General features: G+C 73.3%; 23 protein-coding genes. 12 read left to right on the forward strand and 11 right to left on the reverse strand.

What is annotated here, in order from left to right; translation table 11 throughout:
- Positions 1-252: 252 nt before the first annotated feature.
- Positions 253-1,347, forward strand: coding sequence for a pentapeptide repeat-containing protein (locus tag ACA361_RS32850; RefSeq protein WP_375018512.1), 1,095 nt, complete (start codon positions 253-255; stop codon positions 1,345-1,347).
- Positions 1,348-1,365: 18 nt separating this feature from the next.
- Here ACA361_RS32850 and ACA361_RS32855 read toward each other — a convergent pair whose 3' ends face one another.
- Both ACA361_RS32855 and ACA361_RS32860 read right to left on the reverse strand, forming a co-directional pair.
- Entirely contained in the window at positions 1,366-2,289 is a 924-nt protein-coding gene (locus ACA361_RS32855; protein WP_375018514.1) for a TIGR03621 family F420-dependent LLM class oxidoreductase, read from the reverse strand.
- Between the two features lie 56 nt (positions 2,290-2,345).
- Complete coding sequence (locus ACA361_RS32860; protein ID WP_375018516.1) at positions 2,346-3,056, reverse strand: DUF2625 family protein; 711 nt, start codon at positions 3,054-3,056, stop codon at positions 2,346-2,348.
- Positions 3,057-3,233: 177 nt separating this feature from the next.
- On the opposite strand from ACA361_RS32860, the gene ACA361_RS32865 reads away from it, so the two are divergent.
- Positions 3,234-3,818: an SDR family NAD(P)-dependent oxidoreductase gene (locus tag ACA361_RS32865; protein ID WP_375018518.1), complete on the forward strand. Its 585-nt coding sequence runs from the start codon at positions 3,234-3,236 to the stop codon at positions 3,816-3,818.
- A gap of 21 nt (positions 3,819-3,839) precedes the next feature.
- On the opposite strand, the gene ACA361_RS32870 is transcribed toward ACA361_RS32865, so the two are convergent.
- Both ACA361_RS32870 and ACA361_RS32875 read right to left on the reverse strand, forming a co-directional pair.
- Positions 3,840-4,340: a GNAT family N-acetyltransferase gene (locus tag ACA361_RS32870; RefSeq protein ID WP_375018520.1), complete on the reverse strand. Its 501-nt coding sequence runs from the start codon at positions 4,338-4,340 to the stop codon at positions 3,840-3,842.
- A gap of 34 nt (positions 4,341-4,374) precedes the next feature.
- Positions 4,375-5,451 (reverse strand): phosphotransferase family protein, encoded by a 1,077-nt coding sequence (locus ACA361_RS32875; protein WP_375018522.1) that lies wholly within the window; start codon positions 5,449-5,451, stop codon positions 4,375-4,377.
- A 113-nt stretch (positions 5,452-5,564) separates the two neighbouring features.
- Here ACA361_RS32875 and ACA361_RS32880 point away from each other — a divergent pair, with 113 nt between their 5' ends.
- From ACA361_RS32880 to ACA361_RS32900, 5 genes are all read left to right on the forward strand, one after another.
- A complete protein-coding gene (locus ACA361_RS32880) occupies positions 5,565-6,857 on the forward strand; it encodes an acyl-CoA dehydrogenase family protein (RefSeq protein ID WP_375018524.1) in 1,293 nt (430 codons plus the stop codon).
- Complete coding sequence (locus tag ACA361_RS32885; RefSeq protein ID WP_375018526.1) at positions 6,854-7,564, forward strand: TetR/AcrR family transcriptional regulator; 711 nt, start codon at positions 6,854-6,856, stop codon at positions 7,562-7,564. Before ACA361_RS32880 ends, ACA361_RS32885 begins: the two co-directional genes overlap by 4 nt.
- A gap of 1 nt (position 7,565) precedes the next feature.
- On the forward strand, positions 7,566-7,946 hold the full coding sequence (locus ACA361_RS32890) for a VOC family protein (RefSeq protein WP_375018527.1): 381 nt from the start codon (positions 7,566-7,568) through the stop codon (positions 7,944-7,946).
- Between the two features lie 164 nt (positions 7,947-8,110).
- A complete protein-coding gene (locus ACA361_RS32895; RefSeq protein WP_375018529.1) occupies positions 8,111-9,529 on the forward strand; it encodes a hypothetical protein in 1,419 nt (472 codons plus the stop codon).
- Positions 9,526-10,716 carry a hypothetical protein gene (locus tag ACA361_RS32900; protein WP_375018531.1) on the forward strand — a complete coding sequence of 397 codons (1,191 nt, stop codon included), beginning with the start codon at positions 9,526-9,528 and terminating at the stop codon, positions 10,714-10,716. Before ACA361_RS32895 ends, ACA361_RS32900 begins: the two co-directional genes overlap by 4 nt.
- On the opposite strand, the gene ACA361_RS32905 is transcribed toward ACA361_RS32900, so the two are convergent.
- Entirely contained in the window at positions 10,713-11,531 is an 819-nt protein-coding gene (locus ACA361_RS32905; RefSeq protein WP_375018533.1) for a PIG-L family deacetylase, read from the reverse strand. The genes ACA361_RS32900 and ACA361_RS32905 overlap by 4 nt on opposite strands.
- A gap of 23 nt (positions 11,532-11,554) precedes the next feature.
- The gene (locus ACA361_RS32910) at positions 11,555-12,406 is read right to left on the reverse strand and encodes a class II glutamine amidotransferase (protein WP_375018535.1); all 852 of its coding nucleotides are present in this window, start codon (positions 12,404-12,406) and stop codon (positions 11,555-11,557) included.
- 102 nt (positions 12,407-12,508) lie between these two features.
- Between ACA361_RS32910 and ACA361_RS32915 the strand changes: the two genes are divergently transcribed.
- Complete coding sequence (locus tag ACA361_RS32915) at positions 12,509-13,036, forward strand: HAD domain-containing protein (protein ID WP_375018536.1); 528 nt, start codon at positions 12,509-12,511, stop codon at positions 13,034-13,036.
- A gap of 21 nt (positions 13,037-13,057) precedes the next feature.
- On the opposite strand, the gene ACA361_RS32920 is transcribed toward ACA361_RS32915, so the two are convergent.
- Positions 13,058-13,684, reverse strand: a complete 627-nt coding sequence (locus tag ACA361_RS32920; RefSeq protein WP_375018538.1) for a DUF1524 domain-containing protein — start codon at positions 13,682-13,684, stop codon at positions 13,058-13,060.
- 199 nt (positions 13,685-13,883) lie between these two features.
- Here ACA361_RS32920 and ACA361_RS32925 point away from each other — a divergent pair, with 199 nt between their 5' ends.
- Together ACA361_RS32925 and ACA361_RS32930 are read left to right on the forward strand one after the other, a co-directional pair.
- On the forward strand, positions 13,884-14,900 hold the full coding sequence (locus tag ACA361_RS32925; RefSeq protein WP_375018540.1) for a methyltransferase: 1,017 nt from the start codon (positions 13,884-13,886) through the stop codon (positions 14,898-14,900).
- Positions 14,901-15,008: 108 nt separating this feature from the next.
- Positions 15,009-15,776, forward strand: a complete 768-nt coding sequence (locus ACA361_RS32930) for an SDR family NAD(P)-dependent oxidoreductase (protein WP_375018542.1) — start codon at positions 15,009-15,011, stop codon at positions 15,774-15,776.
- 16 nt (positions 15,777-15,792) lie between these two features.
- Here the strand turns inward: ACA361_RS32930 and ACA361_RS32935 are convergent, their stop codons facing one another.
- Both ACA361_RS32935 and ACA361_RS32940 read right to left on the reverse strand, forming a co-directional pair.
- Entirely contained in the window at positions 15,793-16,464 is a 672-nt protein-coding gene (locus tag ACA361_RS32935; RefSeq protein WP_375018544.1) for an NUDIX hydrolase, read from the reverse strand.
- 26 nt (positions 16,465-16,490) lie between these two features.
- Positions 16,491-17,324 (reverse strand): helix-turn-helix domain-containing protein, encoded by an 834-nt coding sequence (locus ACA361_RS32940; RefSeq protein ID WP_375018546.1) that lies wholly within the window; start codon positions 17,322-17,324, stop codon positions 16,491-16,493.
- 121 nt (positions 17,325-17,445) lie between these two features.
- Between ACA361_RS32940 and ACA361_RS32945 the strand changes: the two genes are divergently transcribed.
- Both ACA361_RS32945 and gltX read left to right on the forward strand, forming a co-directional pair.
- Complete coding sequence (locus ACA361_RS32945; RefSeq protein ID WP_375018548.1) at positions 17,446-18,030, forward strand: TIGR03086 family metal-binding protein; 585 nt, start codon at positions 17,446-17,448, stop codon at positions 18,028-18,030.
- Between the two features lie 88 nt (positions 18,031-18,118).
- A complete protein-coding gene (gene gltX / locus ACA361_RS32950) occupies positions 18,119-19,525 on the forward strand; it encodes a glutamate--tRNA ligase (protein ID WP_375018550.1) in 1,407 nt (468 codons plus the stop codon).
- Between the two features lie 30 nt (positions 19,526-19,555).
- Here gltX and ACA361_RS32955 read toward each other — a convergent pair whose 3' ends face one another.
- Both ACA361_RS32955 and ACA361_RS32960 read right to left on the reverse strand, forming a co-directional pair.
- Positions 19,556-20,239, reverse strand: a complete 684-nt coding sequence (locus ACA361_RS32955) for a two-component system response regulator (RefSeq protein ID WP_375018552.1) — start codon at positions 20,237-20,239, stop codon at positions 19,556-19,558.
- A gap of 57 nt (positions 20,240-20,296) precedes the next feature.
- A partial coding sequence (locus tag ACA361_RS32960; RefSeq protein ID WP_375018554.1) for a HAMP domain-containing protein occupies positions 20,297-23,661 on the reverse strand: 3,365 nt, incomplete at its 5' end.

The following is a 23,661-nucleotide window of genomic DNA, read 5'->3' on the forward strand; positions in this document are numbered from 1 at the left end:
GTTGTCAGGCCCGCTGTCAGGGCTCTGACCAGGCATGATCCTCCAACCTTTTGCTTTCGGTCGGTAATCAATCGTTCGCGGTCGGTAATAATAGGGTGTGTGCATCAGTGGTGGAGGCGCCCCCGAAACCCCCTCGCCGCGAATGATCGTTCTCATTGGCACGCCGGCTCCGGGAAAGGACGCGTCAGCATGATCTCCAACGCCCCTTCCACGGCACGGCCCGGCCGGTGACGCGGGACGGGGTGGTGCCTTGTGCTGGGTTCGGTACGGCGCGCGTTGCGGGCGGCGAAGGCCCGGCGTAACGCGCACGAGCGGCCGCGGGTACGGCCCCTCGCGGCGGGTTTCTGGATGCTGGTCGCGGCCTCCCTCGCGGGCGTCGCGATCTGGGTGACGACCGTGTGGATGCTGGGCACGACCAACGACGTGCTGGCCCGCGATGCCAAGGCGACCGCGGCGGATCGGGCGCGGGTGCGGCTGGAGGCCGTGCGGACCGGCCTGGCCGCCGGGGCCGGGGTCGGCGCGGCGGTGGGGCTGATGCTGGCGTTCCGCCGGCAGCGGCACCAGGAGATCGCCACCGCGCTGATCGACCACGACGCGGGGGAGCGCCGGGTCACCGAGCTGTACGCGGCCGCCGAGCTGCTCGGCTCGGACAAGGCCCCGGTGCGCGTCACCGCGCTCTACACCCTGGAGCGGCTGGGCAACCACAACCCGATCCACCGGCAGACCATCGTCAACATCATCTGCGCCTACCTGCGGATGCCGTTCCTGTCCGCGCCGCCGCCGCCGACCGTCGGCGAGGAGGAGCTGGCGGGGCTGCCGGCGAGCGAGCGCGCCGCGGTCGCGGCCGCGTCCGCCGAGCCGACGGTGTCCTGGCACCAGGAGCGCGACGTCAGGCTCACCGCGCAGCGGCTGCTGGCGGCCCATCTGCGGCGCGACGCCGAGGTGCCCTGGTCGGGCATCGGGCTGGACCTGACCGGCGCGATCCTCTTCGACTTCGACCTGAGCGGCTGCACGGTCGGCACCGCCAGGTTCGGCCGGGCGGCGTTCTCCGGGGACGCCGACTTCCGGAAGACGGCCTTCACCGGGCACGCCCGGTTCGTCGGGGCCGCCTTCTACGGCCGCGCCGACTTCGAGCTCGCGGTCTTCGGCGGCGACGTCAGCTTCGACCGGGCCGTCTTCTCCGGGGGGACGGGGTTCCGCGCGGTGAAGTTCGACGGCGCCGCCCGGTTCACGTCGGCGACGGTGGTGGACATGAACGGCGACCACGTCCTCCCGCCGGGGTGGCGGGTCGAGGGGGCCGGCGCCGCCGGCGGCCGGCTGGCCCGCGAGCGCCCGGCCGGCCGCTGAGCCGCGGCCCGTCCCGGCCTAGGAGAGCAGGGCGACGACCGGTGCGAACGCCTCCATGTCGCGGTCGGAGACCAGGTAGTAGGTGAAGCCGAAGCGGTCCCGGCGCGCGGCCATCTGCCCGGCGATGTGCTCGGGCGGCCCGAGGAACTGCGTCGGCATGTCCGGTACGAGGCCGGCGTCCCAGCCGCGGCGCCGGGCGACCCGCTCGGCGCACGCCCGCGGGTCGGGGCCGAACGTGGGGGAGACGAGCAGGCTCAGCTCGATGTCGCGGCCCGGCTCGCGGGCGAGGTCGACCTTGCGGGCGATGGTGTCCGGCATCCGCTCGGAGATCTCCTCGGAGATCGTCCCGCCGGGCAGCGCGCGGGGCAGGATCCCGACGATGTCGGCGTGCCGGCCGGCGATGCCGAGCATCCGCGGGCTGCCCGCCCCGACCAGGAGGGGCGGCGGCGCCTGGACGGGCGCGGGGAAGACCGTCAGGCCGTCCACCCGGTAGTGCTCTCCGGCGAACGTCGTCTTCTCGCCGCTCAGCAGGCCCCTGAGAATCCGCAGCGACTCCTCCAGGCGCTCCACGCGTACCCCGGCGGGGTCGAACGGCAGCCCGGCCCGCAGGTACTCGTCGCGCAGCCAGCCCGCGCCGACGCCCAGCTCGAAGCGGCCGCCCGACAGGTGGTCGAGGGTGGCGGCCTCCTTGGCGAGCAGGACGGGGTGCCGGTAGTCGTTGGCCAGGACGAGCGTCCCGACCCGCAGCGTGCGGGTGGCGCAGGCGGCGGCGGTGAGCGCGGGCATCGGCGCGAGCTGGTCGCCGAACGGCTCGGCGACGAAGTGGTCCCGCAGCGTCAGCGTGGCGTACCCGAGCTCTTCGGCCCGCCGCGCCAGCGCGGTCAGCTCGGCCGCGGTGCGGACCGACTCGCCGACGATCCCGAACCGGAAGCGATGACTCATGCGCCCAGCCTCGCCCAGGCGGGCCGGGGCGCGCTGGCAGGAATCCGACGCGAGTGTCAGCCGGCGGCGCGCAGTTCCTCGTGCAGGGCGAACAGCTCGGCGACCGGGACGGGCTTGCGGGAGGCGGCGGCGATCTCCTCGGCGCCGTTCAGCGCCGGCAGCGGCGGGTGGAAGCCCATGCCCTCGTCGTGGCGCAGCGCGGCGACGTCGTCCTCCCAGCCCGGCCACTGGAGCGTCCAGTAGAAGTCGGTGAGGTTGCCGAGGATGAGGAACCGCAGCCACATGCTGTGCCCGAAGACGCGCTGCGGCGTCTTCAGCAGCTTCCACTCCAGGCTCTCGGGCTGGAAGTAGCACACCTGCCCGGGCTCGCCCGGCCGGCCGTCGGCGGCGGGATCGGAGCCGTTCACCTCGAACCGGCCGCCGAGCACGTCGTACCCGACCAGCAGCGGCGGCGCCGGGCCGCCGCGCCGCCCGAGCGCGGGGTTGGCCTCGGCCAGGCTGGGCAGCCCGCCTTCGGGGAAGCCGCCGCCGAGCACCCGCACCCAGCCGCCGGCGACCAGCACGCCGCCGGTGTGCAGGGCCAGCGCGCCCAGGTACGAGCCGGCGCTCACCTGGATCCGCCGCAGCGCCTCCTCCCCGGCCGCCTCATCGACCGGCAGGATCTCGGCGGTCTGGTACCCGTCGGCGCGGCCCAGCAGCTCGCGCAGCTCGGGCCAGGCGGGGTCGGCGACGTCCTTGAGCTCGGCGGCCGAACGGAGATCACTCACGGGTCGTACGTCCTCCCATCCGGGATCGGGGCATTCGGGCGATCCTCCCAGATGTCCGGCAACGGGCCGAAAGGTCCCCGGGGCGACGGGCGCGTCGGCTCTTGACGCGCACCCCGGTTTCAGGATTGGTTAGGTACACCTAACTTAGGTTCACCTAACTTGCCGGTGGAGGAACGCATGGACGGAACCCCGCTCGCGGGCACGGCCGCCCTGGTGACCGGGGCCGGCCGCGGCGTCGGCGCCGCCCTCGCCCGTACCCTGGCCGCCGCCGGGGCACGGGTCGCCGTACTGGACCGGGACGCGGCCGTCGCCCGCGCCGTCGCCGCCGAGATCGGCCCAGAGCGCGCGATCGCCGTCGCCGCCGACGTCTTCGACGGCGACGCGGTCGAGGCCGCCGTCGCGCGCGCCGAACGCGAGCTCGGCCCGGTCGGGCTGCTGGTCAACGTCGCCGGGATCGAGCCGCCGGGCGCGTTCGCGGTGGACGCGACCGGCGTCTTCCTGGTCTCCCGGGAGGTCGCCCGCCGGATGGTCGGCCGCCGTACCGGCGCGATCGTCACCGTCACCGACGAGCCCGCGGCCGGCGTCCGCTTCCCGCGCGCGCGGCGGACGCCCGGCGCCGCTTCCACGGCCGCGCAGTTCACCCGCTGCCTGGGCGCCGAGCTGGCCGGGTACGGCATCCGCTGCGACGCCGTCCCGATGGGCCGCGCCCGCGCCGAGATCGTCCGCCTCGCCCTCCCTCACCGCGCCCTGGCGCCGCGGTAGCGGCGGGCGCCCCGGAACGCGTCAGAGGCGCCGGGTGAGGAGCTGCCCCGGCCAGCCGTCGACCGAGAACGTCCGGTCCCGGGCGAAGCCGTTGGCCGTGTAGTACTCGACGAGGCGCCCGTCGTCCCCGGCGTAGCAGTCGACCCGCAGCAGCGCGGCGCCGCGCCGCAGCGCCTCCTCGCGGGCGTGGCGGAGCAGGGCGCTGCCGACGCCGCGGCCCGCGTGCGCGCGGTCGGTCACCAGCAGCGTCACGTACACCTCGGGCTCGTCCACCGGCTCGATGTAGCGGGGCGGGCCGGCGGAGAGCGCCATCGCGCCCGCCGGGCGGCCGCCGGCGTACGCGATCCGGACGTCGTCGGTACGGGCGATGTCCCGGACGCGCCCGGCGCGCGCCGGGTCGGTGCTCCACGGCGTGGCGCCCCACTGCCCGGTCCGTCCCCGGCTCGCGAGCCACGCCACCGCGCCGTCCAGCATCGCGAGCATCACCGGCGCGTCGTCCGCGCCGCCCTGGCGGATCTCCATGCCCCGATCCTCCCAGCCGCCCGGCCGCCCGGTCTCAGGCGTCCTCGGCGGCGATGAACGCCTCGGCGCGGCGGAAGAGGCCGAGGGTGATGCCGTGCAGCAGGTCCCCGGTCTCCTTGGGAGCCTTGCCCGCGCACGCCCGGGCATGGGTGCCCTCCAGGACGATGCCGAGCTTGAAGCAGGCGAGCACGGCGTACCAGGTGATGGACGCCAGGTCGCGGCCCCGCGCCGCCTCGGCGCGCTCGGCGTAGGCGGTGACCAGCTCCCCGGGGCCGGGCAGGCCGCCGGCGTCGCCGAGCGGCCCGGCGAGGGTGGCGCTCATGTCGCCGTGCGCGGGCCAGGTCGCCAGCAGCCAGCCGAGGTCGAGCAGCGGGTCGCCGATCGTGCACATCTCCCAGTCGACGATCGCCGCCACCTCCGGGCCCTCCGGGGAGTACATGAGGTTGGCCAGGTGGTAGTCGCCGTGCAGGATGCCGGGGCGCCACGTGGTGGGGCGGTTGGCGTCCAGCCAGGCCGCGACCGGCTCCAGGCCGGGGATGTCGGGGCCCGGGTAGCCGTCGAGGGCGCCGTAGCCGTCCAGCTCCGACATCCACCGGCCCACCTGGCGCTCCAGGAAGCCCTCCGGCTTGCCGAAGCCGGCGAGGCCGACGGCCTCGTGGTCGACGGCGCCGAGCGCGGAGAGCGCGCGGGCGGCGTTCAGGCCCATCTCGCGGCGCATCGCGGCGTCGGAGGCGTGCGGCTCGGGGAGGGTGACCGAGGCGTTGAACCCCTCGACCGGCGTCATCAGGTAGAAGACGGCGCCGTTCATGACGTTCTCGTCGGCGCAGGCGGCGATCACGCGCGGTGCGGGCACGGCGGTGCCGTCCAGCGCCGCCAGCACCCGCGCCTCGCGGCGGAGCACGTCGTTGGTACGGGCGCGCAGGTGCCGCGGCCCGCGCCGCAGCACGTACTCGCGGCCGCCGCGGGAGAAGCGCAGCAGCACGTTCTGGGTGCCGCCGGACAGCAGCGCGACCTGCTCGAACGGCCCGTCCGGCAGCCCCTGCTCCGTCATCCACGCGGCCAGCACGTCGAAGTCCACGAGCCCGCGCTCGATGTCTGCCGGCTGCTGCACGATCGCACTCCCTCGGACGGTTGTGCCGGAGAGTAACAGTGATGCACTTGCATTAATACTTCGAGTGGGCACATTATCGGCGGGGAGAACCGCCCGACGCCGAGGAGGCCGCCATGGCATGGGACTTCGAGACCGACCCCGAGTACCAGAAGCTGCTGGACTGGGCGGACGCGTTCGTCCGCGACGAGGTCGAGCCCCTCGACCTGGTCCTGGGCGACCCGTACGACAAGAGCGACCCGCGCTTCAAGGAGCTGGTGCGGCCCCTGCAGCAGCAGGTGAAGGAGAAGGGCCTGTGGGCCTGCCACCTCGGCCCCGAGCTGGGCGGCCAGGGGTACGGCCAGGTCAAGCTGGCCCTGCTGAACGAGATCCTCGGCCGCTCCCGCTACGCGCCGTCGGTGTTCGGGTGCCAGGCCCCCGACTCCGGCAACGCCGAGATCCTCGCCCACTTCGGCACCGAGGAGCAGAAGGAGCGCTACCTGGCGCCGCTGCTGGACGGCGAGATCTCCTCCTCGTACTCGATGACCGAGCCGCACGGCGGCGCCGACCCGACGCTGTTCACCACCCGCGCCGAGCGCGACGGCGACGGCTGGGTTATCAACGGGGAGAAGTGGTTCTCCTCCAACGCCCGGCACGCCGAGTTCCTCATCGTGATGGCGGTGACGAACCCCGACATCAGCGCGTACGAGGGCATGTCGATGTTCATCGTCCCGGCCGGCGCGCCCGGGCTGACGATCGTGCGCAACGTCGGCGTCGGCGGCGAGCGGGAGGGCTCGCACGGCTACCTGCGGTACGAGAACGTCCGGGTGCCGGCCGGCAACCTGCTCGGCGAGGAGGGCGGCGCGTTCGCCATCGCGCAGACCCGGCTCGGCGGCGGCCGCATCCACCACGCCATGCGGACGATCGCGCAGGTCCGCAAGGCGTTCGACATGATGTGCGAGCGCGCGGTGTCGCGGCACACCCGGTTCGGGCCGCTGGCGAAGCTGCAGATGACCCAGGAGAAGATCGCCGACAGCTGGATCGAGATGGAGCAGTTCCGGCTGCTGGTGCTGCGCACCGCGTGGCTGATCGACAAGCACCAGGACTACCGGAAGGTGCGCAAGGACATCGCCGCCGTCAAGGCCGCCATGCCCAAGGTCTTCCACGATGTGGTGCAGCGGGCCATGCACCTGCACGGCGCGCTCGGCGTGTCGGGCGAGATGCCGTTCACCCAGATGATGCTGGGCGCGCAGGCGCTGGCCATCGCCGACGGGCCCACCGAGGTGCACAAGATCACCGTCGCGCGGCAGCTGCTGCGCGACCGGGAGCCGGTCGAGGGCCTGTGGCCGAGCGGCCACCTGCCCACCCGCCGCGCGGCGGCCCGCGAGCGCTACGCCGCCGTCCTGGAGCACGCCGTAGGGAACGAGTGACCGCCACCACCCGCGAGCGGCTGCTGGACGCCGCCCAGCACCTGTACGCCCGGCGCGGCCTGGACGCGGTGAGCCTCCGCGAGATCGTCCAGGCCGCGGGGGCGCGCAACGCCACCGCCGTCCAGTACCACTTCGGCGACCGGGCCGGCATCGTCCGCGCCGTCTTCGCCCGCCACCTGCCCGAGGTGGAGGCGCGGCGGCACGCCCTGCTCGACGCCTACGAGGCGGACCGCCGCGACGACGTGCGGGCGCTCGCCGGCGCGCTCGTGCGGCCGTTCGCCGCGCTCCTGGCGAGCGAGGGCGGCCGGGACTTCCTGCAGATCTGGGCGGACGTCCTGGGCCGCCCGGACGTGATCGTCCCGGCCGCCGCGCTGGAGGACCCGGCCGACAGCATGTACCGCTGGCGCGCGCTGGTGCTGCCGCTCCTGGAGGCGGACGCCGCCCGCCTGCACCGGCGGTTCACCGCGCTCCTGTACGCCTCGCTCGAGCTGGGCCGCCGGGCGAGGTCCGGCCCGCGCACCGACGACCGCCTGTTCACCAGCTACCTGACGGACGTGGTCACCGCGATCCTGGCGGCGCCCGTGTCGGACGAGACGCGCGCGCTGGCCGCCGAGCGGGACGCCGCCAGGCGCGGGTCGCATTCTTCCAATACGGGGGACGCGGGACCGCCGCAGCATGGGCATGTCACCAGCGAACAGGGAGGCTGACATGACCGACGGCACCAGGCGCACCTTCTACCCGATCGTCGACTACCGCGACCCGGTCAAGGCGATGGACTGGCTGGAGCGCGCCTTCGGCTTCGAGAGGCACGAGGTGGCCAGGAACGACGCGGGCGGCATCGTGCACATCGAGATGCGCTACGACACGGGGATCGTCATGCTCGGCGAGACCGGGAAGGGCGCCGGCGAAGGGGGCGGCAACGCCGGGATGTACGTCGCGGTCGACGATCCCGACGCCCATCACGACCGCGCGAAGGCGGCCGGAGCGGAGATCGTCATCGGGCTCGCCGACAAGCCCTACGGCTCGCGCGACTACAGTGCCCGCGATCTGGAGGGCAACGTCTGGCATTTCGGAACATATCGCCCCTGAACCTCGGGAAAATGGGCGGATGCGCCCGGCTTCCGGGTGCTACGGTGCGGATGCCGGCCGCGGGACTCCGGTGCGACTTCCGGAACCCACCTTTACAGTGATGATTCGCTGCTCGCGCCCCCATTCCCCGGCCGGCACCCGGACCACGGGACCGCGGGGGAGCGATGCCGGAGACACAGGCCGACCTGGTCGCCTGCGAGGACGTGCTGATGTTCGTCAACGCGGCGATCACCTCGACCGGGCAGCGCGAGTTCCGCCAGGACGAGGGCGAGCAGGCGCTCTCGCTGGAGTTCCTGCACGAGTACATGCTGCAGGGCTACCGCGACCTGTACGCCGCCGCGCTCGCGCTCGACGTCAACGACCACAACGCGGCCATGATCATCCGCAACCTCCTCGTGCACCCGCCCGGCCCGGAGCGGCGGCACGCGGAGGGACGGCTGATCGCGGCCCGGCTCCAGGCCCTCCCGCAGCACCGCGTCCTGCGGCTGTTCCGCGACCTGCGCCGCGCGCGGGTGAACAACCGCCGCACCCGGGCGATCATGCGCGACTGGATGGCCGCCCGCCCCGACCCCGGCTTCGACGCGGTCAAGTACCGCGCCGGCGTCAAGGGCGCGATCCGGCACGCGCACCTGCGCGTGAAGGGGGAGATGGGGCCGTTCCTGTTCGACCCGCACCGCCGCGCCTCGTACCGCACGCCGATGTTCGAGACCTGGCGGCGCGCCCACTACGAGCAGGCCGCCCTGTACGACCTGCCCTACACGGTCGCCGAGGGCTTCGCGGCCAAGCACGGCGTGCCGCGGGAGGTCTTCCTGGAGCGCATCGAGCCGCGGATGACCCGCCTCGAACGGCTCCGCCTCCAGGAGAACGCGCACGCGGACAAGGCCGGCAACGTCCGTACCGACCTGTCCGGCATGCCGCTCACCAGGCTCGCCACCTACGTGCTGGCGCTGCCGCTGGACGACCGCGTCAAGCGCCGCGAGGAGCTGACCACCGCCCTGCGCACCGCCGCGCGCAAGGCGGCCGGGCCGCTGGCCGGCCGCTGGGGGCGGGTCGCGGCCGTCCTGGACGACAGCTTCTCGGCCACCGGCTCCGGGCAGAAGCGCCGCCGCCCCCTGGCGGTCGCGCTGGCCTGCCACTACCTGCTGCAGGCCCTCGCGGAGCGCTACACCGCGTTCTGGACGTCCGGCCGCACCGACGAGCTGCTGCTCTACCCGTACGGCCCGACGCCCCTGGGCGAGCGGATCCTGGACGCCCTCGACACCGGCCCCGAGCGCCTCGTCATCGTCTCCGACGGCTGGGACAACGCGCCGCCCGGGCTCGCCGCCGAGGTGCTGCGCGTGTGGCGGACCCGCCTCGACCCGGACCGGAAGGTCGCGATCACCCATCTGAACCCGGTGTACGACGCCGGCGACTTCGACGTGCGGCGGCTCGCCCCGACGGTGCCCACCGCGGGCGTCCGCGACGCCGAGGACCTGCCGACCCTGACCGAGCTGGCCGCCCTCGCCGAGGGCCGGACCGGCCTTGCGGACGTCCGCGCCTACCTGGACGAGCGGATCGCCCGCTTCACCGGAGGAGCGCCGTGACGTTCACGCCCGACGGGCTGGCGACCCGGCCCGCGCAGACCTGGGGATCGATCCGGCTGGTGCCGCTCGTCCGGGACGAGCCGGTCCCGCACCTGCGGCTCGACCGCCGCGTCTACGACGACCCGTCCGTCGTGGACGTCGGCGACGGCACGTACTACACCTCCTACATCCCGCACGCCTTCGTCGCGAGGTGGGAGGCCGCCGGCGAGCCCGCCGCCGCGTACGGCACCCGGCTGCTGGCCCGCGACGACCGGGGCGCGGCGCCGCCGTGCATGCCGATCACGGTGCGCCGCCGGATGGCGCGCCGGGTCGCCCGGGACCGGCTGCGCTTCCTGCCCCTGCACCTGGCCGTCGAGGGCTACCTCGCTCTGCACTTCGGCGGCCCGGAGATCATGTGGGAGGCGTGGTCGCGGCGGGCCCTGACCAGGGGCCTGTCGCCGCGCACCGAGGAGACCTACCTCGGCCTGCACGTGCCGGGGCTGGAGGAGGCGCTCGGGGTCTTCGAGATCCATCCCGGCCAGTGCGGCGTCCTGGTGTACGTCGCCGACGCGCTGGCCAGCGCCTTCGTCGTCCCGCATCCGGACGACTACCGGGCCCTGCACGCGACGCTGGTGCACGACCTGTTCGGCGAGCAGATCTACCAGTACGGCCTGCTGGGCGCCCCGGCCCGGGACATGGCGGTGCGCGTCGACGGCACCGCCGTCCGCTCCCTGAAGGACCTGCGCGCCCAGGCGGAGCTGCGGCGGGACGAGTGGGCGGCGTTCCACGACGAGGTCATGGCCGCCGGGCTGTTCGGGGCGGACCGGACGCTCCAGGAGGTCCAGTACCTCAACGGCTTCACGCTGGGACGCTTCCTGCCCGCCTTCGCCCCCGGCCGCGAGAACCACATCGGCGAGACCATCGTGGACGCCGAGACCGGCCGGACCGCCTACCTCAAGACGTTCCGGCTGTCGGAGAACCAGGTCCGGCGCGGCTACCTGCTCACCCGGCTCGCCGCGCACGACTGGCGCCTGGAGGCCGCCGCGCCCGACCTGGGGACGGACGCGGCGGGGCTGGCGCTGCGGCTGGAGCGCGCCGGGTTCGGAGACCTGCTGCGCCAGGACGTCCTCGACCACTACCGCGCCGCCGCGCGCGGCGGCGGCGAGAAGCCGCGCAGGGCGGGCAGGGCGGGCAGGGCGGACCGCTAGCCGCGCAGGCCGGCGAACAGGTCGTCCTCCTTCTCGGGGGCGTCCACGCGGCAGACGCGGCGGGTGAACGCCTCGAACCCGAACGCCATCACCCGGGCCTCCTCGGGCAGGCGCAGCATGAAGATGCTGTCGCCCTGGCTGGCGTGCGCCTCCAGCGCCTTGAACTTGCGGTCCACGTACGGCGTGACGTCGACCACGCTGGTGATCAGCTCGTCCGGCACGCCGAAGTCGTCCGGCAGCTCGACGTCGCCGAGATCGGCGCCCGCCTCCTTGAGGTAGGCCATCATGTCCTTCACCCCGGACCGCGGGACCGCCGTGTAGTAGAGCTTGCTCGGGATCCCCGACGACTCGGTCGCGGCCATCGCGATCCGGTGCGCCTGGACGTGGTCGGGATGCCCGTAGCCGCCGTTCTCGTCGTAGGTGACGACGACCTGCGGCCGGTAGCGCTCCATCAGCTCCGCGAGGCGCGCGGCGGCGTCCCGCACCGGCACGTTGGCGAACGCGTCCGGATGGGCGTTGGTGTCCCAGCCGGCCATGCCGGAGTCGCGGTAGCCGAGCAGCTCCACGTGCTCGATCCCCAGCAGCCCGGCCGACTCCCGCAGCTCGGCGAGCCGCCGCCGCGCCACCCCGGCGGCGTCGTGCCCCGGGTCGCCGGGCTTCAGCCCGCCGGAGTCGTCGCCCGCCTCGCCGTTGGTGCACGTCACCAGCACCGTGCGGATCCCCTCCGCGGCCGAGCGGGCCAGCAGCCCGCCGGTGCCGAGCACCTCGTCGTCGGGGTGCGCGTGCACGGCCATCAGGGTGAGCCGGGTCTCCATGTTCAGCTGTCTCCTCAGACGTCTCAAGCCTGCGACGAGGCTTCTTTGGCCGACAGGTCGGCCTGGGTGAGCGGGTGGGCCGGCGGATCGAACGGGAACAGCGAGGTCGCCTTCAGCCCGTCGATGACCAGCAGCTCGCCCGGCTCCATCAGCCGCCAGCCGGGATCATCGTCCATCCGCTCGCTGGCGACCACGTGGGCGGGGGTCCGGTGGTCGGCCGCCAGGTCCAGATGGCCGGGCTCGCGGCCGCCGTCCAGGTGCCGGGCGTGCCCGCCGCCGTTCAGGTCGGGCGCCAGCACCCACAGCTCGTTCGGGTCGGGGTAGCGCAGCGCCCACAGGCGGCCGGACTCGGCCAGCAGGATGTTGAGCGCGAACACCGGCAGCTCCGCCGCGATCCGCCGCACCGCGGAGATCAGTCCCGCCGTGGTGTCGCCCTGGCGGCGGATCTCCGCGGTGATGTAGGCGAACACCATCTCCGAGTCGGTCTGGCCCTCCATCAGGGCCCGGTCCACGTCGGTGAGCCACGAGTCGAGCACGTCCAGGCCCTGGACGACCCCGTTGTGCGCGAAGAGCCGGTCGTTCATGTCGAACGGGTGGGCGTTGTGGACGTTCACCTCCCCGGTGGACGCGAACCGCACGTGGGAGACGAAGGTGTGCGACTGCACGTGCGTCGCGGCGGCGGCGAAGTCGGCGTTCTCGTACGCGGCGATCGGCGCCCGGTCCCGGACCGGCTCGTCGCCCAGCGAGAACCAGCCCAGCCCCGTCCCGTCGGGCTGCCTGCGGCTCTGGGCGTGCAGGCTCTGGGGCGCGTCCAGCAGCCAGAACGTGGCGCGGACCCGCGGTCCCCCGGTCGTCATACCGAAGAGTCGGCACATGGTTCCACAATGCCGGAAGCCCGCCGCCCGCGTCAGCACCGCCCCCCGCGCCGGTGATCGGACGGCGTGGCGGCGCGCCCGGCCATGGCGTACGTTTCCGCTATGGGGACGCCGCTGGTGCTGCTGGACGTCGATGGCGTGCTCAACCCGTTCCAGCGGCCGCACCGGGGCTACAAGCGGCACCGCTGCTCGCCCAACGGCATCACCTACCGGCTGTGGCTGGACGCCGGGCACGGCCGGATGCTGCTGGACCTGGCCGGGTCGGCGGGCGCGGAGCTGGCGTGGGCCAGCTACTGGTGCGACGAGGCCAACACCTGGATCGGCCCGCGGGTGGGGCTGCCGGAGCTGCCGTACGTCCCGATCCCGCGCTTCCCGGGTATCGCCGGCGCCGGCACGCTGGGCGCGTGGAAGGCGCGGCACGTGGCGGCGTGGGTCGAGCGGCGGCCGTTCGTCTGGTTCGAGGACGAGCCGGACGCCGCCGACCGCATCGCCGCCGAGCCCGGGATCGGCGATCACCTGCTGGTCCCGGTCGAACCCGATTCGGGGCTGACGCGGCGGCACGTCGAGCTGGCCGGCGCCTGGCTGGGCGACCTGGCCGGCCGGGCCGGGCCCCGGCCCCGCCCGCAGTAGGCCGTCAGCAGCAGTGGGCCGTCAGCAGTAGGTGTTGACCAGGTTCGTGAGGGCCCGCTTCTCGGCCGAGTCGACCTTGAGGCCGTAGCGGTACTTCACGTCGGTCCACGAGCGCGCGTACATGCAGCGGAACGCCGTGCGCGACGGGGTCCACTCCGCCGGGTCCTGGTCGCCCTTGGACTGGTTGACGTTGTCGGTGACCGCCCATAGCTGGGAGCTGGCGCGGTCGTTGGCGAACGCCTCGCGGCGCGAGGTCGTCCAGGAGTTCGCGCCCGACCGCCACGCCTCGGCGAGCGGGACCATGTGGTCGATGTCCACGTCGGACGCCCGCGTCCAGGTGGCGCCGTCGTAGGGGCTGTACCAGCTGCCGGAGGTGGCGGCGCAGCCGGAGTCGGTCCGTACGTTCGTGCCGTCCCTCTTCAGGACGGTCTCGCGGGTGTTGCACGCGCCGGAGACGGTGCTCCAGTGCGGGAACTTCTCGCGGCTGTAGCCGGTGGACGATCCCTCGGCGGCGACGGTGAGGGCCGCCAGGTGGTCGAGGGTGGCCGCCTTCCCGGGCGGCGCGGGCGGTTCGGCGGCGGCCGGCGGCGCGGTGAGCGCGGCCATGGAAAAGGCGAGAGCGGTGACGGTGATCGCCGTGCGTTTCACGGTTCTCTCCTCCGGCATCGGAATTGGGAGCCACACCAATCTCATTTAACGGGATTAACTAGAAATGTCCGTTACGTACCGGCAAGATCACGGTACTGTTACGGCAAACCGGGTCGCATTTGTCCAATACGTCCGCTCGATCGGTGCCTAGCGTCGTTCCCGTACGCATGACGTGGGGAAATGACGGAGGGAGCGGGTCATGGCCCGATCACCACTTCTGGACCTGGCCTTCGGCTACATGCCGGCGCAGATCGTGTACGCCGCCGCGGAGCTGCGCCTCGGGGACGCGCTGGCCGGCGGGCCGCGCAGCGCCGCGGAGCTGGCGAAGGAGACCGGCACGCACGCGCCGTTCCTGCGCAGGCTGCTGCGCGCGCTCGCGTCGCTGGGGATCGTGGTCCAGCACGAGGATCCGGACCTGTTCGAGCTGGCGCCGATGGGCGCGGGGCTGCGGAGCGACGGCCCCGGTTCGGTCGCCGGCCTGCTGCGGCTCTACTGCGGGCCCGAGGTCTGGCGGTCCTGGGGCGACCTGGCCGAGACCGTGCGCAGCGGGGAACCGGCCTGGGAACGGCTGTTCGGGATGTCGTCGTTCGAGTTCTTCGACCGCGACGAGGAACTGTCGAAGACGTTCAACACCGCCATGGCCGAGCACACCGCCGACGTCGCCCCGGCGATCATCGACGGATACGACTTCGGCCGTTTCCGCACCATCGCCGACCTCGGCGGCGGCGGCGGAACCCTGCTGGCGGCGATCCTGCGGGCCGTACCGGAGGCGCGCGGCATCCTGTTCGACCTGCCCGGCGGGCTGGCGGACGCCGAGCGCACCCTCGGCGAGGCGGGCGTCGCCGGCCGCTGCGAGATCGTCGCCGGGGACTTCTTCGAGTCCGTCCCGGAGGGCGCCGACGCCTACGTGCTCAAGAGCGTCGTCCACGACTGGGACGACGAGCGTGCCGCGGCGATCCTGGCCGCCTGCCGCCGGGCCATGCGGCCGGACGCGCGGGTGCTGCTCGTCGACTTCGTGATGCCGCCCGTGGTCACGCCCGGGAACGCGCCGAACATCATGTCCGACATCAACATGATGGTCGTCCTCAGGGGGCGGGAGCGGACCGAGGCGGAGTTCCGCGCGCTGCTGGCGGCGGCGGGGCTGCGGGCGGCGTCGGTGACGCCCGCGCTGCCGGGCTCCGGCTACCGGATCATCGAGGCCGTCCCGGCGGGCTGATCTCGGTCAGGGGTCGCTTACCCGGGAGCCGGGGGCGCAGGGCAGGATGGGGGACGCCCCGTCCCGCCCTCGCCCCGCACCCCTCGCACCCCTCGAAGGAGAAGCCCCATGAGTTCTCTCGCCGGACGCGTCGCCCTGGTCACCGGGGGAAGCCGCGGCATCGGCCGGGCGATCGCCCTCGGCCTGGCCGCCGACGGCGCCACCGTGGCCGTCGGCTACCGCCGCGACGAGGAGTCCGCGCGCAAGACCGTCGCCGATCTGGAGGCCGCCGCCCCCGACTCGGCGCCCCGCGCGTACGCGGCGCCGGTGGACTCCGCCGACGCCTGCCGGGACCTCGCCGCCCGCGTGGAGGCCGACTACGGGCGGCTGGACGTCCTCGTGCACAACGCGGGCATCGCCAGCCGCGGCCAGAGCGTCGCCGACACCGACCCCGCCGAGCTCGCCCGGGTGATGAACGTGCACGCCCTCGGCCCGCACCACCTCACCGCGGCGCTGCTGCCCCTCATGCGCCGGTCCGAGCGCGCCGACATCGTGTTCGTCTCCAGCGTGATCACCGACCAGTACCCCGCGAACGGCGCCCCGTACGCGATGGGCAAGGCCGCCATGGAGGCGCTGGCGCGCACGCTCGCCAAGGAGGAGCGCTCCAACGGCATGCACGTCAACATCGTGGCGCCCGGGCTGGTGGACACCGACATGGGGCAGCGGCTGGTCCGGGCCACGACCGGCATCGAGGACATCCGGCAGGTCGACGCGTCCTCCCCGTACGGGCACGTGTGCACGCCCGAGGAGGTCGCCGACGTGGTGCGGTTCCTGGTCTCCGACGGCGCCTCGTACGTGACGGGCCAGCGCGTCGTGGTGGACGGCGGCACGTTCTAGGGGCCGGCGGGCGGGGTCAGGTGCGGGTCCAGTCCGGCTGGAGGAAGTCGGCCACCCGCGCCTCCCGGCCCAGCAGCACCACCTCGCGGAACTGCCACAGCATCGCCCCGGTCGGCGGATGCACGATCCAGTCGGGGCGCAGCCGCATCTGCAGCAGCTCCCCGCCGCCCAGCTGGGGCACCCAGCGGGGCGTGTCGCCGGCCGCGAGCCGGGCCAGGCTCACCCGGTGGACGGACTGGACCTCGGCCGGGCTGGGCACGATCGGCCCCGGCTCGGCCGGTGCCACCACGATCGGCGTGATCGCGAACCCGGACGCCGCCGGGAAGTCGTCGAGCCGCCCCAGCACCTCGGCCGGCCCGACCGCCAGCCCCAGCTCCTCGTGCAGCTCGCGCAGCGCGGCCTGCTCGGGCGTCTCGCCCGGGTCCATCCGGCCGCCCGGCAGCCCCCACTGGCCCGCGTTCCGGCCCCGCGGCGCCCGCTTGATCAGCAGCACCGACGGGACGCCCGCCTCCTCGACCACGCACAGCACCACCCCGGCGCGGCGCGCTCCGGGGGCGTCCGGGACCGTGGTGTGGGCGAACGCGCCGAGCCGCGCGGCCGCCGCCTCCCGGAACGCGGGCAGGCTGGTGAGAACGGCGTCGGGGGCGGCGGGGCGGCCGGAGCCGGGGGACTCGGGGGACCGGGGCATGGGCCGATCTTCTCAGGCGGCCGCGCTCACGCGCCGTCCTGGGCCCGGGCGTAGCGGGCGGGGGAGGTGCCCACCGCGGCGGTGAACTCGCGGGTGAAGTGCGCCTGGTCGGCGTAGCCGAGCTCGGCCGCCAGCTCCGCCCAGTCGACGCCGGTGCCCGCCGCGGCCCGCTCGGCCGCCTCCAGCATCCGGTACCGCCGGATCACCCACTTCGGGCCGATCCCCACGTACTCCTGGAAGAGCCGCTGCAGGCTGCGCTGCCCGATGCCGAGATCGGCGGCCAGCTCGCCGACCCGGACCAGCGCCGGCCGCGCGGCGACGTGCGCGACCGCCCGCGCGGCCCGCTCCGCCTGCGGGTCCGGCGCGGCCGGGCGCCGTTCGAGCAGGAACGACTCCAGCCGGGCCAGGGCCGCGCCCGCGTCCCGGAGCCCGGCGATCTCCGCGCCGAGCGCGCGGCCGACGGGCCCGAACACCTCGTCCACGGCGAGCATCCGGCCGGTGATGCCCGCCACCGGCGCCCCCAGGAACGGCCGGAACCCGCCGGGCAGGAAGCCGGCCCCGACCACGCGCCCATCACCGGAGATCTCCTCGACGAACTCGTCGCGGACCACGCCGACGATCCGGTCCCGGGTCGTCCCGGCCGTCCAGTAGCCGGTGAACGTCATGTGCACGCTGGGCCGGGTCAGTACCCGCTGGCGGTGGGGCTCGCGGCCGCGCAGGTCCCACACCAGGACCCAGAAGTAGTCGACGTACGGCGCCAGCTCCGGCGGCGGCGCGGTCCTGGTGACCTGGAAGCTCTCCCGGGCCGCGCGGGCGTTGAGCACGCCGGACGGGCTCTCGGGCGGGATCGTCCGGGCCATGCCCCCAGGTTACGACTCCGGGGCCGGCGGAGCCCGTGTCGCGTTTTTTCAAGACCGCCGGGCGGCGGCCGGGCTAACCTGGACCCGCATTCGAACACATGATCGAGAATGGGAGTTCGCCATGGAGTTCCGGGAGATGATGCCGCCGGCGGCGGAGACCGCGACGCGGATCGTGCGGGGGGTCCCGGCCGGGGCGCTGGACGGGCCCACCCCGTGCCCGGAGTGGGACGTCCGGGCCCTGCTCAACCACACGATCTTCTGGACGGGCCGGAGCGAGGGCGCCGCCCGCAAGCAGCCGCCGCCCGCCGGCGGCCCCGCGGAGGGCCACGACTTCACCGCGGACGCCGGCTGGGCCGACCTGTACGCCGACCTGGCCCGCAAGAGCGCCGAGGCGTGGACCGACCCGGCCGCCTGGGAGGGGAACACCAGCCTCACCGGCGACCCGGACGGCATGCCGGCGGCCGTCATCGGCGGGATGATGCTCGGCGAGTTCGTCCTGCACGGCTGGGACCTCGCCGTCGCCACCGGCCAGGACCCAGCCATCCCCGACGACCTCGTCCGGGCCGCGTACGAGGAGCTGGAGCCGACCGCGGAGATGGGCCGGCGGTACGGGGCGTTCGGCGCGGAGGTGAAGGTGCCGGAATCGGCGCCGCTGCTCGACCGCCTCCTCGGCATGGCCGGCCGCGACCCGCACTGGAAGCCCTGACGCCGCGGGGAACGACAGGGAACGACGGGGGACATGCCCCGGGCATGGCTCGGCGCAAACCGGTTGCGGGGCGTTCTACGCTTGGGGCATGTCTTCAACGTCTTCGATCCGTGTCCGCTTCGCCCCGTCCCCCACGGGGATGTTCCATGTGGGGGGTGCTCGCTCCGCCCTGTTCAACTGGGTGATGGCCGCGCAGTCGGGCGGGACGCTGGTCCTGCGGATCGAGGACACCGACGCCTCCCGCAACAGCCCCGAGTGGACCGAGGGGATCATCCGGGCGATGGCCTGGCTCGGGATCGACGGCGGGCAGTACGAGGGCCCCTACTTCCAGTCGGCCAACGCCGACAAGCACGCCGGGGCCGCCCGCACGCTCATCGACGCGGGGCGCGCGTACTACTGCGACTGCACCCGCGACGACGTGATCGCCCGGACCGGTGACCAGCACAAGGGCTACGACGGCTTCTGCCGCGACCGCGGCCTGGAGCCGGGGCCGGGCCGGGCGCTGCGGTTCCGCACGCCCGACGAGGGCCAGACCACCGTGGTCGACCTGCTGCGCGGCAAGCCCGTCTTCGAGAACGCCGTGCTGGAGGACTTCGTCATCGCCCGCGCCGACGGCTCGGTGACGTTCCTGCTGGCCAACGCCGTGGACGACATGAGCCAGGGCATCACCCACGTCGTCCGCGGCGAGGAGCACCTGTCCAACGCGCCCAAGCAGCAGCTGCTCTGGGAGGCGCTCGGCGGCGAGCCGCCGGTCTGGGCGCACGTCCCCGTGATCGTGAACGAGAAGCGGCAGAAGCTGTCCAAGCGCCGCGACAAGGTCGCCCTGGAGGACTACCGGGACGAGGGCTACCTCGCCGAGGCCATGCGCAACTACCTGATGCTGCTGGGCTGGGCGCCGTCCGGCGACCGCGAGATCGTGCCGTGGGAGGTGATCGTCGAGGAGTTCCGGATCGAGGACGTCAACTCCTCGCCTGCGTTCTTCGACGAGAAGAAGCTGCGCGCGTTCAACGGCGAGTACATCCGGGCCCTGGCGGTCGAGGACTTCACCGCCGCCTGCCTGCCGTTCCTGGAGGGCGCCCCGTTCGAGGTGGACATGGGGGTGTTCGCGAAGCTGGCGCCGCTGGCGCAGACCCGCGTCGCGCTGCTGTCGGAGATCGTGCCGATGGTCGACTTCGCGTTCCTGGACGAGCCGCCCCACGACGAGCAGTCCTGGAAGAAGGCCATGAAGGGCCCGGCGGCCGAGATCCTCGCCGCCGCCGAGGACGCCTACCGGGACGCCCCCTGGGAGGCCGGTGAGCTCAAGGACCGGCTGGAGCGGGTCGGCGCGGAGCAGGGCCTCAAGCTGGGCAAGACGCAGGCCCCCGTCCGGGTGGCCGCCACGGGCCGCACGGTCGGGCTGCCGCTGTTCGAGTCCCTGGAGATCCTCGGCCGCGAGCGGACGCTGGCCCGCATCGCCGCCGCCCGCGCGAAGCTGGCCGCCCAGCCCGCCTCCTGACCCGGGCGCGACCGGGACCCGGCCGGGCGGTCAGCCCGCCGGGTCCTCGTCGCCGGTGACGGTCGTGCGCAGCTCGGCCACCCGGCGGTCCAGCTCCGCGAAGTCCTCCCGCAGCGTCGCCGGCACCCGCTTGCCCACCGACTCCAGCTGCTCCTGGACGGCGTCCAGCCGCGCCGACAGCTCCGCGGCCGCCCGCGCCTCGCCCTCCGGCACGGTGCCCGGCTCCCGGCTGGGATCGGTGGACGGCCGGGCCTGCAGCAGCGCGGCCTGCTCGCGCAGCAGCGCCGCCTGCTCGCGCAGCAGGTTCGTCTGGTCGCGCAGCTGCTTGTTCTTGTTGTGCAGCTCCACGAACACCGACACCTTCGCCCGCAGCACCCACGGGTCGAACGGCTTGGAGATGAAGTCGACCGCGCCCGCCGCGTACCCGCGGAACGCGTAGTCGGGGTCGCTGTTGACCGCCGTCAGGAAGATGATCGGCAGATCGCGGGTCTTGCGCCGGCGCTTGATGTCGCGGGCGGTCTCGAAGCCGTCCATCCCCGGCATCACGACGTCCAGCAGGATCACGGCGTACTCGTCGGTCAGCAGCGCCTTGAGCGCCTCCTCACCGGACCGGGCCCGGACCAGATCCTGATCGAGCGAGCTGAGGATGGCCTCCAGCGCGATGAGGTTCTCCTCGCGGTCGTCCACGAGCAGGATCTTCGCCTTGTCGTCCACGCTTGCTCTTCTCCGATCGCTCCGGGCCCCGCGTGATCGTTCCGCGTGATCCTATGGTCAGCGGACGATGGACGGCTGCAGCCAGTTGCGCATGACGTCCAGAAGATGGTCCACGTCCACCGGCTTCGGAACGTAGTCCGACGCGCCGGAGGCCAGGCTCTTCTCACGGTCTCCCTTCATCACCTTGGCCGTGATCACGATGATCGGCAGCTCGGCGAACTGCGGCATCTCGCGGATCGCGGCGGTCGTCGCGTACCCGTCGAGGCCGGGCATCATGACGTCCATCAGCACCAGCGCCACGTCCGGGTTGCGGTGCAGCACGTCGATGCCGGCCTGCCCGTCCTCGGCGTACAGCACCTCCATGCCGTAGCCCTCCAGGACGCTGGTCAGCGCGAAGACGTTGCGGACGTCGTCGTCGACGATCAGCACCTTGCGGCCCGACAGCACCGTGTCGAGGAAGTCGGCGGGCGGCTCGTCCAGGAGCCCGGTCAGCGCGGGCTCGGCCTCCTCGGGCCGCTCCCCGGCCGGCGCCGGCTGATCGGCCGGCAGGACCGGCTCCACGGGCGGCGCCGCGGCGCCGCCCGGGTCGGTCGCGGACGCGGTCACCGCCGCCGGCACCGGCTCGTCCGGCAGCACCGAGCGCCGCCGGCCGTCCGGCTCGGAGTACTGCGCCGGCAGGTACAGCGTGAACACGCTGCCCCGGCCCGGCTCGCTCTCGGCGTGGATCTCACCGCCCAGCAGCCGGGCGATGTTGCGGCTGATCGACAGGCCCAGCCCGGTGCCGCCGTAGCGGCGGCTGGTAGTCCCGTCGGCCTGCTGGAACGCCTCGAAGATCACCTGGAGCTTGTCGGCGCTGATCCCGATCCCGGTGTCGATCACCCGGAACGCGATCACGTCCGGGGTGTTCCACAGCGCCGGCAGCGTGAAGCTGATGTCGCCCGCCCGCTCGATCCGCAGCCGGACGTCGCCCTCGGAGGTGAACTTGACCGCGTTGGACAGCAGGTTACGCAGCACCTGCTGCAGCCGCTGCTCGTCGGTGTACAGCGACCCCGGCACCTCGGGGGAGACGTCCACCCCGAAGTGCAGGCCCTTGTCGACCGCCAGCGGCCGGAACGTGGCGTCCACGTAGTCGACCAGCCCGGACACCGCCAGCCGCTGCGGGTGCAGCTCCATCTTCCCGGCCTCGACCTTGGCCAGGTCCAGGATGTCGTTGATCAGCTCCAGCAGGTCGGTGCCGGAGTCGTGGATCGTCCGGGCGAACTCCACCTGCTTGTCGGTGAGGTTGCCGCTCGGGTTCTCCGACAGCAGCTTGGCCAGCACCAGCAGGCTGTTGAGCGGCGTGCGCAGCTCGTGCGACATGTTCGCCAGGAACTCCGACTTGTACCGCGAGGAGATCGCCAGCTGCTCGGCGCGCTCCTCCAGCGTCCGCCGGGCCTGCTCGATCTGGAAGTTCTGGATCTCGATCGCGCGGTTCTGCTGGGCCAGCAGCGCCGCCTTCTCCTCCAGCTCGGTGTTGGAGTTGCGCAGCTCGCCCTGCTGGCGCTGGAGCTCGTCCGAGCGCTCCTGGAGCTCCTGGGCCAGCCGCTGCGACTCCGACAGCAGCGACTCGGTCCGGGCGTTGGCGCTGATCGCGTTGAGCGTGACGCCGATCGTCTCGATCAGCTGGCTGAAGAACGCCAGGTGGACGTCCGTGAACCGGCTGAACGAGGCCAGCTCGATCGCGCCCAGCACCGAGTCCTCGAACATGATCGGCATCACGATGATGTTCACCGGGCCGGCCTCGCCCAGCCCCGAGCCGATCTTGATGTAGTCGGCCGGGGCGTCGGCGATCAGCATCGTGCGGTGCTCGGCCGCCGCCTGCCCCACCAGGCCCTCGCCCAGCCCGAACCGCACCGACCCGGCCCGGCCCTTGCGCACCCCGTACCCGGCGATCAGCGCCAGCTCGGTCTCCTCGCCGGAGTGGTCGGCCAGGTAGAACGCGCCGTACTGGGCGTTGGCCGTCGGCGTCAGCTCCCGCATGATCAGCTCGGCGACCTGCATCAGGTCGCGGTGGCCCTGCATGAGCCCGCCGATCCGGGCCAGGTTGGTCTTGAGCCAGTCCTGCTCCTCGTTGGCCCGGGTGGTCTCGCGCAGGGTGGCGACCATCAGGTTGACGTTGTCCTTGAGCTCGGCGACCTCGCCGCGCGCCCCGACGGTGATGTTGCGGCTCAGGTCGCCGGTGGCGACCGCGCTGGCCACCTCGCCGATCGCCCGCACCTGCGTGGTCAGGTTGCCGGCCAGCTCGTTCACGCTCTCGGTCAGCCGCTTCCAGGTGCCCGACACGCCCTCGACCTCGGCCTGCCCGCCCAGCCGGCCCTCGATGCCCACCTCGCGGGCCACCCGGGTGACCTCCGAGGCGAACGACGACAGCGTGTCGACCATGGTGTTCAGCGTGGTCTTCAGCTCCAGGATCTCGCCCTGGGCGTCCACGTCGATCCGCCGGGTCAGGTCGCCGTGCGCGACCGCCGTCGCCACCTGGGCGATGTTGCGGACCTGGTAGGTCAGGTTGGACGCCATCCCGTTGACGTTGTCGGTCAGGTTCTTCCACATGCCGCCGGCGCCGGGCACCAGCGCCTGCCCGCCCAGCCGGCCCTCGGTGCCGACCTCGCGGGCGACGCGGGTGACCTCGTCGGCGAACGCCGACAGCGTGTCGACCATCTGGTTGATGGTGTCCTTGAGCTGCAGGATCTCGCCCTGCGCGTCCACGGTGATCTTCTTGCCCAGGTCGCCCTCGGCGACCGCCGTGGTGACCTGGGCGATCCCGCGGACCTGCGTGGTCAGGTTGTTGGCCATCGAGTTGACGTTGTCGGTCAGGTCCTTCCAGACCCCGCTGACGTCCCGGACGGTGGCCTGGCCGCCCAGCCGGCCCTCCGAACCGACCTCGCGGGCCACCCGGGTGACCTCGTCGGCGAACGCCGACAGCTGGTCCACCATCGTGTTCATGGTGTCCTTCAGCTCCAGGATCTCGCCCTGGGCGTCCACGGTGATCTTCTTCGTCAGGTCGCCCTGCGCGACCGCCGTGGTGACCTGGGCGATGTTGCGGACCTGGTAGGTCAGGTTCGAGGCCATCCCGTTGACGTTGTTCGTCAGGTCCTTCCACACGCCGCTCACGCCGGGGACCCGCGCCTGGCCGCCCAGCCGGCCCTCGGTGCCGACCTCGCGGGCGACGCGGGTGACCTCGTCGGCGAACGCCGACAGCGTGTCGACCATCTGGTTGACCGTCAGCTTCAGCTGCAGGATCTCGCCCTGCGCGCCGACGGTGATCTTCTTGCCCAGGTCGCCCTCGGCGACCGCCGTGGTGACCTGGGCGATCCCGCGGACCTGCGTGGTCAGGTTGTTGGCCATCGAGTTGACGTTGTCGGTCAGGTCCTTCCAGACCCCGC

The organism is Actinomadura sp. 21ATH, from assembly GCF_041951345.1.
Lineage (GTDB): Bacteria > Actinomycetota > Actinomycetes > Streptosporangiales > Streptosporangiaceae > Spirillospora.